This is a genomic window from Acinetobacter defluvii (genome assembly GCF_001704615.3).
Lineage (GTDB): Bacteria > Pseudomonadota > Gammaproteobacteria > Pseudomonadales > Moraxellaceae > Acinetobacter > Acinetobacter defluvii.
The window spans coordinates 172406-185898 of sequence record NZ_CP029397.2 but is presented as its reverse complement, the minus strand read 5'-3'; the positions used below and the strand labels follow the sequence as shown (position 1 = coordinate 185898).

General features: G+C 36.1%; 12 protein-coding genes. 7 read left to right on the top strand and 5 right to left on the bottom strand.

All coding sequences use genetic code 11. The annotated features are described in order from the left end of the window. Positions 1 to 30: 30 nt before the first annotated feature. Positions 31 to 1731, top strand: a complete 1701-nt coding sequence (locus DJ533_RS03255; RefSeq protein WP_228716506.1) for a synaptonemal complex protein 1 — start codon at positions 31 to 33, stop codon at positions 1729 to 1731. Positions 1732 to 1797: 66 nt separating this feature from the next. Here the strand turns inward: DJ533_RS03255 and DJ533_RS03250 are convergent, their stop codons facing one another. From DJ533_RS03250 to DJ533_RS03235, 4 genes are all read right to left on the bottom strand, one after another. Continuing rightward, positions 1798 to 2739, bottom strand: coding sequence for a recombination directionality factor (locus DJ533_RS03250; RefSeq protein ID WP_065993186.1), 942 nt, complete (start codon positions 2737 to 2739; stop codon positions 1798 to 1800). Positions 2740 to 2923: 184 nt separating this feature from the next. Beyond that, the gene (locus DJ533_RS03245) at positions 2924 to 3964 is read right to left on the bottom strand and encodes a YqaJ viral recombinase family nuclease (RefSeq protein WP_065993184.1); all 1041 of its coding nucleotides are present in this window, start codon (positions 3962 to 3964) and stop codon (positions 2924 to 2926) included. 156 nt (positions 3965 to 4120) lie between these two features. Then, positions 4121 to 5164 carry a DUF932 domain-containing protein gene (locus DJ533_RS03240; protein WP_017400752.1) on the bottom strand — a complete coding sequence of 348 codons (1044 nt, stop codon included), beginning with the start codon at positions 5162 to 5164 and terminating at the stop codon, positions 4121 to 4123. A 59-nt stretch (positions 5165 to 5223) separates the two neighbouring features. Then, complete coding sequence (locus tag DJ533_RS03235) at positions 5224 to 5511, bottom strand: hypothetical protein (protein WP_080592093.1); 288 nt, start codon at positions 5509 to 5511, stop codon at positions 5224 to 5226. Between the two features lie 245 nt (positions 5512 to 5756). Between DJ533_RS03235 and DJ533_RS18615 the strand changes: the two genes are divergently transcribed. From DJ533_RS18615 to DJ533_RS03210, 4 genes are all read left to right on the top strand, one after another. Continuing rightward, a complete protein-coding gene (locus DJ533_RS18615) occupies positions 5757 to 5912 on the top strand; it encodes a hypothetical protein (protein WP_171488526.1) in 156 nt (51 codons plus the stop codon). Between the two features lie 203 nt (positions 5913 to 6115). Next, positions 6116 to 8320, top strand: coding sequence for an ankyrin repeat domain-containing protein (locus tag DJ533_RS03225; RefSeq protein ID WP_065993182.1), 2205 nt, complete (start codon positions 6116 to 6118; stop codon positions 8318 to 8320). Positions 8321 to 8517: 197 nt separating this feature from the next. Beyond that, positions 8518 to 8979 (top strand): hypothetical protein, encoded by a 462-nt coding sequence (locus DJ533_RS03220; RefSeq protein WP_065993180.1) that lies wholly within the window; start codon positions 8518 to 8520, stop codon positions 8977 to 8979. Positions 8980 to 9576: 597 nt separating this feature from the next. Then, positions 9577 to 10230: a hypothetical protein gene (locus DJ533_RS03210; RefSeq protein ID WP_456054921.1), complete on the top strand. Its 654-nt coding sequence runs from the start codon at positions 9577 to 9579 to the stop codon at positions 10228 to 10230. Positions 10231 to 10306: 76 nt separating this feature from the next. Here DJ533_RS03210 and DJ533_RS03205 read toward each other — a convergent pair whose 3' ends face one another. Further along, complete coding sequence (locus DJ533_RS03205; RefSeq protein WP_065993176.1) at positions 10307 to 11731, bottom strand: hypothetical protein; 1425 nt, start codon at positions 11729 to 11731, stop codon at positions 10307 to 10309. 86 nt (positions 11732 to 11817) lie between these two features. Between DJ533_RS03205 and DJ533_RS03200 the strand changes: the two genes are divergently transcribed. Both DJ533_RS03200 and DJ533_RS03195 read left to right on the top strand, forming a co-directional pair. Then, on the top strand, positions 11818 to 12045 hold the full coding sequence (locus DJ533_RS03200) for a helix-turn-helix transcriptional regulator (protein WP_017400743.1): 228 nt from the start codon (positions 11818 to 11820) through the stop codon (positions 12043 to 12045). Positions 12046 to 12344: 299 nt separating this feature from the next. Beyond that, positions 12345 to 13433, top strand: a complete 1089-nt coding sequence (locus DJ533_RS03195) for a YagK/YfjJ domain-containing protein (protein WP_058644653.1) — start codon at positions 12345 to 12347, stop codon at positions 13431 to 13433. Positions 13434 to 13493: the final 60 nt, after the last annotated feature.

Below are 13493 nucleotides of genomic sequence, written 5' to 3'. Positions count from 1 at the left end.
ATAAACTTATCGTTCAAACAACTGACAATCGTGTCAAATTCCCAAAAGTCCGCAAATCAGTTCAACTTCCACCCAAAATTTAATTTGATTACAGGGGATGATAATAGTATTGGCAAATCCACTCTTGCTAAACTACTCCTTTGGACTTTAGGTTGCTCAACCCATCATGATCCCACATGGAAGTCTTTCGATATAAGATCCTTATTAGTTTTTAATATCGGTAATAGTGAATATGCAGTTGGTCGATATAATGATATTATTTTTATAAAACAACCAAGTAAAGGTTGGCAAAAATTTGAAAAGATCACTGGTGCATATTCAAAATTATTTGCTGAAATTGTTGGCTTTAAAGTTTTACTACCGAACAAAAAAGATACAACAAAACTTGAAATACCTCCTCCAGCATACTACTTTCTTCCTTTCTACATTGATCAAGAATCAAGCTGGACTCAAACATGGAGCGGCTTTACTAATCTTCAGCAATATCGTAATTGGAAGCCCATGGTGATTAAATATCACACAGGTTATATAAACTCCGAGTACTTTAGAATTCTTGAAGAAATTTCTAAAAACCAATTTGAAAAAAAATCTGTTGAAGAAAAAGTTAGGACTATTGAAACTAGCATTAATGTTATTACTGAATACCTACCAACTAGCCCTAAAGTTATTGCATTAACATCTAGCCAGCTAGAAGATCTATATCAAACAGTAAATGAAGATCTTAAAGCATTACAGCAACAACAAGAAGATTTTTTCAAAAAAATAAGTGAATTAAATGCTGATAAAATCTACTTCCAAAATCAACTAGATTTAGCTTTAATTGCTTCTCAAGAACTTGAAAAAGATTACCAATTTTCTGTTGAAAACATAGAGTTCGAGAACATTTCTTGCCCAATTTGCGGCACAAAACACGATAACTCGTTAGTTAATAGGGCATCTATTCTAGCCGATAAAGTTGAAGCTGAACGTCAAATCGAAACTATTAAAAATAAACTTGGCGTACTTAATAGAAATTTAATGAAAAATAATGGAACTTTAAAAGAAATTGAAACTCAAATTCAGTTAATTCATGAAAAATATGATAGCTCACTTTCTACAAATGAAATTTCTCAACCCAATAAACCAAATATCCTCGAAGAAATTGCTACCAGTACAATACATAATAGAGTTCAAAAAACAATTGAAGATAGTCATATCCAAATAAAAAAATACGACAGCGAAATTCGCTCCTCTAAAAAAGAGCAAACCAAATTATTAACAAAAGAAGAAAAAGATAAACTAAATTCAAATTTCAAATTAAGTTTAAGCAGTTATATTGAAAAACTTGATGCTACAGCGGTAAACCTTTCTAATATATCCTCATCTAGTGATTATAGTAAAATGCATGGGAATGGTGGAGCAGCTGAAAGTACTCGTGGTCTTTTAGCATACTACTATGCTGTTTTAAAACAAATTCATAATGCAGAAAATGAAGTTTTTGCCCCAATCATAATCGATACTCCAAATCAACAAGAACAGGCTGACTTCAACTATTCCAAAATTATTAATTTTATTATTCAGCATACACCTAATTCCGCTCAGCTCTTCATCTGCGCAATGAATCGAGAGGAAATTAAAACTTATAAAGAGCAAGCGAATACTATTTTCCTGACTGAAAACAAGTTGCTTGATACTAAAAAATATGAGGAACTAAAAGACTTATTAAATTTCGAAAGTTATGACTTTGCATAAGGGGAGTAATCCCCCCTTATATTCTATTGAAGTTAATATGAATATTTTTATCGTACTCAAGACACATCAGTTAATTGCCCTCACACTCCCCTGCAATCCTTTCTGTATATCCTGCACAAATCCATCCTCATGATTCGACTTATCTTTTACTTTAGCTCTCGTCATTGTTAAAGGCTGCGCTTGTTCAATATTAGTCTCTTGATTTTCATCCATATAAAACTCCTCTACTAAATCCAAGCCCTCCTCTGCATTGACTTCAAACTGTGCATTGGCAAAACCCTGCCTTGCAGTCTGATCTAACGCCGTTTGATTAAAACCTGCTTGTTTACTTTGCTGGTCAATCTCTTGCGCCATTTGAATAGCTTGTTGCAGATTAACCCCATCTTTCAATGTTAAATCCACATAGTACACAGGCGTACGATAGCTTTGTGTGGTGGACTTGCCTCGTAGTATAATTTGCAGTGGTAGGCATGAAAGCAAGCCATTCGATGCAGCGTGGTAGTAACTCAGTCGTGCTGCCAAAGTCCGAATGCTGTTAAAGCCAGTGGTTCTAAAAATAAATGTACCGAGTTCATCCGATTCATCTAAGTTCACATGCAAACGCCCATAAGGCTTACAGTTGCCTCCTTGAGCTAAAGGACATAAATCAGGCGATGGACATGGATGTTGTTCTACACCTTGATTGGTGAGTCTCTGACAGGTTTCACCATTCCCTACACAGATAGGCCGTCCTGTTTGTCGATCAAATAAGCTGTACTCAGCCCTTAGATTTAGGTCAGGATCATTGAAGATCATCCGTACTGGAATGGTTCGGAGTTTTTGATTTGGTGCTTTACTGCGTAATTGCTCATCAAGCGGATGCTTAATCCACCCTTCCTTGCTTTGAATTTGACTGGTAATGGTAAATTGGTCGTCCTTTTCAGGCAGTCGTTTACCGTTCTTTTCAACGACTTTACCAATACTGATACGTCCAAGGATCGGTGGTGTAATCGCTAAACCTTTAATCATGATATTTTTCCTCTAAATAAAATTTTACTGTTGACCCTTTGTTATGTAAGCAAATACAAAACCGTTTAAAGATCAGATGAAATGCAAAGACCGCCATTGTTGGCCTACCGCTCCTTCGGGAGTCGGTAGGTCGGGGGTGGTTTTTTGCGCTTTTTTGAAGATTGGAAATATCGACGTGATGGATTCAGTCATCGGTATAGATCTGAAAACGTCGTGTCCCTGCTTTGTTTTGCGGAAACTGTTCAAGCATTTCTGGGTGAAGTTTGAGTAAGGCTTTGCTGTCTAAGCCGATTGAGTCTTTGGATTTCTTCCACGTCACTGAACCAGTGGCAAAGGTTGCTCGTTCAGCATCCTTCATCAACATCTGGATTTGATGCTTAGTTTCATCAAAGTTATTTTGATGCTGCTCAATGTGATGCTTTTCTTGAATCAGTTGAGCAAACAATTGATTGGCTTGTTCGTTATGACTCAAGTCTTCAACAGTCAACGGAATATGTTGTGGATAAAGCTGCTGTATGGCTTTGGCTGCCGACTCACTGGCATCTGCATCAGGTGGCATATCTTTTTCCACACAATCCCAGAAGTAACGTTCCGCATTGATGATATGTTTGATCACGGATTCGGAGCGCGTCACTTTGAATATTTTGGTTTCATGCCCACAAATCAGCACACAAACATGTGCTGCTCGTTTGCCTGTCACTGCCAATTGATGTTGTACCTGACACAAGACATATAAAGGCACACCATCTCGCCAAAGTTTTGCGCCGTACTCTCCTGCTGTTTTGCATTCCAGAATTTGGACTTCATCACTACCCACAACGGAGTAATCCAAATTGGCAAGCATAAAATGCTTATCAGGATCTGGATGCTGAAGCACTGCATTGATTCTGCGTACCTTGTTATTGGTATGCATGCTGTAGTACTCAGCCACCAATGGCTCTAGCTGCTTGCCCCAATAAAGTGGAGCGATACCTGAACTTTCATCTTCAATCGATTGTCTGACTCGCCCTGTCTTGATCATCCAAAGTTCGAGCATCGACATATAGGGATTCAATCCACAGGCTGCTGCACAATCACTACTTCCAATACCTTGTCGTCTGACTTCAAGCCATTCAGATTGAGTCATGTTTTTGGTATTGACCAAGCGTTTTGCTGTAAACAATTTTGGGGCAATAAAGGGTGTACTTGCTTGTTGAATGGATGGGTTTAATATTGCTGTATTCATAGCTTGCTTCCTCATTTTTATATGGGTCATGGCAAATAAAGGGCATAAAAAAACCACACCCGAAGATGTGGTTTAATTATTTTGAAATGTAGATTTATATTTAAAATATAAATAGATAGGTCTAACTTTCCATTGCAAGAAACTCAAATTTCTACGCTATGACACCATACGCAAAGCCTGTTCGAGTCCACGTTGCTTGATCGCTGCTCCTGCACCAAACCAAGCTGAATCGAGTCGATGATCTGTACTCATGGCACGTCGTTCATGATCAATAAATTCTGTAATTGAACACAGTAATCCATAGGCTGTTCCTTTAGCAGAACTCAACTCTGCACCACGTCCCTGACCATTAAACATGTCCATTGCTTTTGTCATCGCCTTGGCATTAGGTTCAGCTTTTTCCTTGCCATTGGCTTGGGCTTGTGAGGCTACATCACGGTAGAATTGAATGATGTTATCCTCCTGATCTAATACATTGTTCATAGTGCTGTTATTGAATACAGCATCAAAATAAGCTGAGGCTTCCATCTGACTAACCTTACGCTGTGTTAGTTGTTTCATTTCATACATATGTTCATCCCATGCATGTACTGAAATGCCGAGTTGCTGTTTGACCTTATCTGCATCAAATTTAGTACTGTGTGGAACTTTGACCACACCTGAACTGCTGTTCTGTCCTTTTAAGGCAATCGCTAAAGTGTTGTTACACACCACTCGGATCGAGGTAAATTGTGCGGTGGTGGCAAGGGTTCCGTCACATGCTGTTGCCAAGAGCATATAGCCATTACTGACATCTTTTCCTTTTAACATCGAGGTTTGTCCAGTCCGTGCCAATGCCCAGAATTTCTTTCCACCTTTGAGTACGCCTGCTGTTTCTAGTTCAAAACCTGATTGCTCAGTGAGGTCTCGATAGAATTCTAAAATTTCTCGTGGTTGAACTTCCTGAAAGCGTTGACTAACCACTGATAGTGGTGCATGAGTATCAGAGCGATATAAAACTCGTTGTTCTTCATAGGGCATGATGATGCTTTGCCCTCGCTCATTCTGTGCCATATAACTGACATTGGATGATTCAATGCGCCAGTCCATACCTGCTTGTTGTGCCCAGACTTCTATCGGTTGGTTTTGGGTGAGTTGATTCCCTAGTCCATGCCAAGGGGTTTCTCCGACATACGCCATTTGTTCAAGTTGATGTGCCATGGTTGTATTCCTTTTAATTTGAAAATTAAATTTTGAATCTGTGTTAATACTGACTTTAATTAGTGCAGAAGATGCGTTGGAAATTTTTGGTAGCAGTTGTGGCAGAAGCACAAATTCTGCGGTGGTGGTGCACTAGTTTCGGTGAATGAATTCAATACACTGCCTATTACTGTTCCTGCGATCCCACCGATGATCGGTGGTAGATTGAAAGACTTTGCGACTGTGGTTCCCAATGCACCTAATGTGGTAGGTGTGACCAAGCTGGATAAGGTGGTATTGGATTGTTGTGTACTTGCGTCAACCAACATGACTTCAGTTGAATGACAAAAGGGGCAGCTCAAGCTCATGGCTCGACTCCTTAAATTTTGGGCATAAAAAAGCCTGCTCGATGGCAGGCTTTGTTTTCATATTTTCATGTGATCTCAAAAGAGCTTCATGATTCTCATTAGGATGTTATGTATTTGAAATTATTTAGGATGCTTATTCCGAAACATGTGCTACTTTCATTTTTTTGATATTTTCCCGCCAACTGCTTTGCTAATATTTTATCGAGCAAAGTCTATATTACTCCTATGCTAAAGAGGAGCTAATCATGGCTAATTTATATCAATGTGCCGAATGCTGTACAACACTCTACGGAGATGCGTTACCCGAAGGAGAGCATTACAACTATATTGTAAATGGTGATCTATGCTCATCATGTCAGGCTAATCAAGATAATCACTTATACGACGATGATGATGATTGAAATGAAATTTTCCAACAATAAAGACATTCATCAATTCATTTCCAAGCTTTTAAAGCAAGAGTCCATTCATTTGACTAAAGGAAAGAAGCATAACTTTTTAATGATCAGAGACAGAAAGTTAGCCATACCATCTACTCCGAGTGATTTTAGAAGCTTTCAACAATTTAAACATGATGTAAATCGATTTTTAAGAAGAAACTAATATGCAAACTCCAACATTACAATTCCCTACTGGCACGGCTCTTCTCAGAGAAATGGCAAATCATTTTGGTTTAAAGAACTATACTGGTCTAGCAAAGCAAGTGGATGAATATACAGATAATATTCACTATCCGCATTATTTTGAAGAGAGCTTTATCAAAGCACTTTTTAGTACCAAATATTTCTCAGCAAAAACTCAAAGCAAAATGATTCATGCATTCAAGCAAGCGATGCAGGAATTTTATAGTTTCCAATTATTGTTCAGCCTGAATGGTGATGCTCATCAAAAGACCACAGATGACTTTCTGAACTTAATGATCTCAGTAAAATTTATTCCTATCTTGAAGAAACATTTGGTTTCACTTGGACATGTGAGCAAAAAGCAAAAAACTCATTTTTTGCGTGAGCTTCTGAAGCAGAATTTTGATGCTAAGAAATTGGATAAAGAGCTCCGAGATCGATTCCGAGTATGGGGTAATTTAGAGGAATTACCTGATCCCCAAAGCCTACAACTTATTGTTAAGGAGCATATCCATTTTACCAAGCAGATCGATACTCTCTCTGCTCTTTTAACCGCTAGAGCTTTAGACAGCCTTTATAAGAATGGCGTAACTGAGAAGGAAATATCAGATCAAGAGTTTGCTCCTTTTATTCAGCAACACCTCAAGACTGAAAATGAATCCGTATATATACATTTGTCTTTAAATGAGTTTATTTTCTCATCTTTATTACAGATCCCCAAAGACAATATTATTTTAGATGAATACAAAAGTAATGCGGAAGGTACGTTAGCACTATTACATAAACGTATTCAGGGGCTATCTGACCAACTTCGCTTTAGTCTCACCAATATTGATTTATTTATGGAGTCAATCGACCTTCATCCAGACTTTGAAAGCCTTCGCTTTAGTGGTCATTGGGCTAGAGCACGTTATTGCCTATTTACTGGCAAGCTGGATGATGCAATTCAGAACTATCTAGAATGTGTGGAATGTTGTATGCGTTATGATGGGCGTAACCTAGGGCAAGTTTTGACTGAAGCCTTCACCGCTTGTTCTCTACTTCAAACTCCTAAAAATGACATACTTAGAAAATTCGCCAATATCGCCATTCGTTATAATCTACGTTTATCTAAAGTTGATTTAGATTTCGATAACCTTCCGCAAAAGTTTAAATTGGAAAATGTGTTCGAGACATGGGAACTTAATGCTTTTAGAGCAAGTACATATGAAGTCTTCAATGAAGAATTATTCATTGTTGAAGCATGTGATTTCCTAAAAAATATCCCGAAGCAAAAATTTCTAATCTTGAAAGACAATTTAAGAATTGACCTGAGTCGACCGAATAAGGTTATCAAAGTCGATAGTCAAAATACTGTAAAAATGCCTCAATTGTTACATGCAATTCAGGTACGTGATGTTAAAGCAGTTAAAGCCTTACTCGATGCAGGTGCAGATATTAATCAAATGAGTAGCAACAACGATTCTGCTCTTACCATGTGCTTAAATGATAATATCCTTGAATTAACTGCTGAGCAAAGACAGATCTTATCCATGCTCTTGGAGCATACTTTTTTACCAGCAACATTAAACACGGTCACTTCAAAAAAACGTTTAAGTGCTCTTCATCTAGCCATTCAAATTGGTGATCTTGAATTAGTTAACACACTTATTCAAATGGGCTGCAATATCAATTTACTCGCAGATATTGATCATCATAGCCCCTTGCACATCACCTTGAAACTGCTTCATCTCTCGCAGAGGAAGGTTACTTTTGAAGACATGATTAAGCAGACCTTATTACATCCTGAGCAAAGCCAATACAGCCTACACCAGCATTCTGCGGGGAAACTCAAATTAGATGACGTTTTGAAAAATCTAAACTCATCTATGGGAAGGAAAATTGGTAAAGAACTATTTGAAGTCATGAAACCTAAAGCATCAACGGAACAACTTAAAAAAATAGTCTTTACCTTACTGAATGCAGGTGCAGATGTTAATCAACCTGCAAAGTTACCTATCTCAGGCTACACACCGTTTATGTTGGCTTTAGAAGGTGATGAATATGAAATTGCCAAATACATGCTAGACCATTGCAAGGCTGACATGAATAAATCCTATATAGATCCGCGTCATGGCCAATTGATATTTCCTTCCGACATTATGAATCACTTTGAATCAACACAGTGTAAACAACTGATTCACTAATGAATCTAATTTAAATAACTCTATAGTCTTGCTGTGGATCAGCAAGACTTCTTTAACAATAACTAGCATAACCTATAATCAACATACACTTTACCAATATGCCTTTAAATTAATTTATCAATTCTAGTACCTTACCAATTGATTACTAAGATAAAATCATTAAGATTAATCAAAACTTCTATCACGACTTTAAAACTATGACTCAAATACGTATTGCCAGTTTTTGTGAAAAATATGGCTTCTCATCACATCAAATTAGACATGCCACTCGTTCAGGAAAATTAGCTAAAATTACCAATGGCTTTATTGATGAAGAACAAGCTCTACAAGTCTTAGTAAACATCCAACCAAAAATGAAGGGCGTGATTGCATTACAAAATGAAGTCACTGAATTAAAAAAACTATTGCAGAGCACGCTTGATCTGAAAAACTATTATGAGGCGGAACTTAATAAACTTGGGATATTCCCACCACAAGTAGCTAAAGTCCCATTATCCCCTGAAGCCTCTATGAAAAAATTAAGTAATCATCCTGTTATTTCTGAAGAGTGGATGAAAGATCAAATGCAACAAATACCTGAATCCGAAAGAATGTTTAAATCCCGTAAAATACCGATTCCTCCAGAGGCATTTACCTCTAGCCTTCCAGATAAAGAATAATAAATCCATATCTACACGCATCCAATCAGAATGCCTAACACTGTTAGGCATCTGCAAAAAATCAACGCTCCTATCTTTGATTTTACTTATTTTTTAAAATCAGATTTTTATAAGCTTGATTGACTAAACCCCACCTTAATTTTATCATTCAACTGCTGACCTACATTGTCAGTCGGTTTTGACAGACCGTTTAGCCAAAGCACACTAAAAAGTCTATCTTTTTGGTGGGCGACCCTGCGTGTCCTCCTCTGCGGCGGAACGGGAGGGGGACACCTTTCGGTGTGCTGATCCTTTGGCTATCAGTCTGTCAACCCTCTTTCGTTTCGCCACCATTATTTGACAGTAATCTGGTGGAACTTCTTTCATAGCCAAAGGAGTCATATCCATGACTAAGCATTTTCTATTTTTATTATTTTCTCTAAAACGATTTTCAACTCCATTGTTGCCCTAGGCATCATTAATAAATTTTATTGCTCATTCAATTGTTCTAAAGGACAAGCTTCCTTTATAGGCTTTGTTCTGCCTATTGTTCAGTAAATTAAGCAATATTAAAAACATATCAAATATCACAATAAAAAATCGGGGGAAAATATGAAAATCCAAACTTCACTTTTAGCTATCACACTTACACTTTTAGCATCAGGCTGTAGTCAGAACCATGAACCATCTTCAGGGAGTGAACAAAGTCAGTCCACTGAAACTGCTGCCACAAGCAAAGTAACTCAGTCTATCTATGCACCCTACACCGAAGAAGAAGTAAAGGTCAAACTCCACGATATGGAAATGATTGTGGAAAATGGACACGTATATTTGCCTGCCGAGGTCAAAGAAGCTGAGTCTTATATCAATGGCTGGAATAAATTTCCAGATGTACTCAAAGCCATGATGGAAACTGATCTTAACCCGAACAATACACAGGAAGTTGCTGACATACCCCTTGAAGATGAACAGCAAGCTACAATTAGTGCTAGAGGAAGGATCACTGCCCAAGAATCCCAATCAGCGTTTAATGTGCCGGGTGCGATGGAATATTTTATTGAAATTCAATCAACCAATGAACAACCTTTTACCTTACAAGGTCTAAATATTAACCGTGGTCGCTGTGGATTTAGTACAGGCGATTTTTATAGCAAAATGCCTGTGACTATGAACTACAGTCAAACTGTCAAATATTTACTAAAATGTAAAGGCGATCAAGTCCTTGAAGCTGAACTCATTACTGATCAAGGGAGTTTAAGTATCACATTTTGATCTTAGAACAGTTCCAATAACGAGAGCACTTTTAATGATTAAGTGCTCTTTATTAGAAGCTACTTTTTAATCATAACTATCGTTCAACAAAAGTAAAATCTTTTTCACTTTTTATAAGCGAAGATAGATTAATCACTTCGGTTTGCAAATTTGGTTGTCTGAGAATCTGAGGATAATCAACTTGTTTTATTCTATTCTTTAAAGCCTTCTTTATTGGATCATATGAAAAAGAAAGATCTTCCATATGAGTTGAATATAAGATATCAATCTTGTCGCTATCATTACTATAGTGTGTTGGATTCAATTTATAGTGATAGTAATTTTTGTGCTCTTTCAAATTAAGTAAGTCGTATAAAAATTGGTTAAAACTATTGGGAATTGTTACCTTTTTATGCGCGCGATATTCCATTTCTTTGAAAAAGTTAAAATAGTGCAAGATTAAACTTTGAAAGCTTACGATTAGGGATTTTTCTTTTGGATGTCGTGTTTGAACTTTCGTAGTCTTGTCCGATAAAAATTCAATCATATTGGTGAGTTGTTCTAATTGGAATGGAATATGCTCTAAATTACCTTCACTAAGCTGTCGCCCCAAAATACTGTGCACATCAAGCAAAGAGAAATACATTGCATCATAGAATGAGAGCCCTTTATCTAGTGCAACTTGAAACGTTAATTTTATTTCTGGAATAGTGGCTGTATTCTCATCAATTTCTTCACCATTTAAAATACGCTGTGCTAATTTATTTTTTGGTTGTGCCCATACTTTATTCTGATCTTTTCTCAATGTATCCAACGGTGTCAAAAAATTAATCAATGAATGATAATGAATTAGTGACTCATGCTGAAAAGGTAATCGGGAAAAAGTTGTATGAAACTCTAAACACAGTGGCATTAAGAATTTGAGCGGATCAAATTGCATTCTAAAACTTAAAGCAGCTAAATCATAAATATCTGTAAGTGAGAATGCGCTCTCAAATAATTGATTATATTCTTTATCACCTCTAATAAAGTTCAAAGTTTGAAAGGCTCTGTCTCTAAATTCTTGATTCGAAATAATCTGAAAAAAATCTAAAATGGATGATTTAAAATCAGATCCATATTGAGTATCCCCCCAAAATACAGCCAATAACTCTAACTCAAAAAACTTTTTGGAATCAAATTTCATAAAATTTGCAACAAACTTCATTTCAGGATGTTGTGCTAGAAAATCATTATATAAACTAGATTCTTCTAATTTTTTTTCTAGAGTCTCTTGATTCAATTCATTTTCAACAAACTTTTCTGATTCAATTTTCCTTTCAGAATGATGTGGTAAAAAATTACCAACCGCACCGATCTTTTGAGACATTCTCTCTACGATTAATTGATTTAATTCATTCAAGTCATTTAACTGTTTCTGATAGCGATGCATGAATGCATAACGCTCAAATTCCTGATCAATGAATTGTTTGGTACGAATGAAACATGCCGTTTTAAGAAATTCTATTGAATTTTTTTTCATACTTCCCCGTTTGGAATTACATTCGCTGTTTTTTTTCCAAAGATACGTTGTTAATTTTGGCTTATTCAATCACGGAGTCAAATCTTATGCAATCTAATACATTACAACCACCTACAATCCATCGACTAAAAAAGGTCATTGAAATTACAGGTGTAAGTCGTTCTGTCATATATGAAAAGATAAATGAAAAATCGAAACGTTATGATCCAACGTTTCCAAAACCTATCAAGCTTAGTTTGAACGCTGTAGGTTGGTTTGAGCATGAACTCATTCAATGGCTTGAGCTTAAAGCTGAGCAACGTTTTACCTGCTAACTTTCCAAATCGACTTTCGATTATGAAAATCGATATTACTGAGGAAAAGATGAAATGGATTATTGAAATCATCGTTGTCATATTTTTCAATAATTTAGGATTTTATATTTAATTAATAAGTAATTAATAAGTACTGCTAATCAATATATTCTATTGATAAATAATACATTTAATTAAATTGATTATCATTCATCTTACTTCTCATCTAAACATCAACCAATCGTATTAGCACTCATACCAAGGCTACCCATGCCTTGGTATGGATTCACTCACTTAAAATTTACCTAAAAGAGAATTATATGAACACAGACCTAAATGATTATCCTGACGATAATTATGAAAAATATCAAATTTATGAGATAGATGAAGAAAATATTGTAATTATGGATGATGATGAAGCAAGACATAAAGATAATGTCATTCAACTCATTAAAAAGATGTTAACGTATGGAAACAACCATGTATATGAGTCTCATTCCCAAAAAAAGCAATGGTACAAAATAAATCATAGATCTTTACATAATGCATTAAAAAACATTGATCCAAGATTTATATTTGATGTCAAATACACAAGTGCTGAGAATGACCTATTTCGTAAGATCTGCGTAGAGTGTCTACCTTCACATATTGTAAATGATACATCTACAAACTTTTGGCAACTTGCTCACAATGAACCAATAGCGATCAGTACAACTCATTACAAGTTCAAGGCTCAAATTTTAAACGAGTTCTACCAACGTTTCTTCGAGGCATTATCGAATGATATCGACTATAAAAAAGCAGTGGAACTACGCAAAGAAAAAAGCTTAAATCAGAATAAGAAAGCCAAACGACTAATTAATAAATTAATTAGTAAATTTAGTAAATTACTGGTGATCAGAATTGATTTTTCGATTTATAGAAAATTTGAAATCACACTTGAACTAATGAAAACTTACTTAAGCATTTTCTTAAAAAAACTCCATACACCAAATGATAAAGTACCTCCAATTGTCGGTTATATCTGGAAATTAGAATATGGAATAAAAAAAGGCTATCACTATCATTTTATTTTTTTTATGGATGGGAATATCTATAAAAATCATACTTTCTACGCTGATCTACTTGGTAACTTGTGGAGAAAAATTACTCAAGATAAAGGCACGTATCATAGCTGTAACCACAACAAAGCCGCTTACAAAAAACTTGCCATTGGTATGCTTGTTCATGATGATCAAGAAAAAGTTGACATACTGTTCTCCGTTGTAGATTACATCACTAAAGTTGATCAATTCATCATCGAGAAAACGCTTACCAACTATCGTACGTTTGGGTATAGCACGCGTAAGTTTGAAAAAAGCAAAGCAGGAAGGCCTCGTCAGATCACCGCAGGATCAATATTAGTCTAATTCAAAACATCCCACAGATGCTCTCAACCTTAGAGAGCACAATACCCATATTTGAAAAAA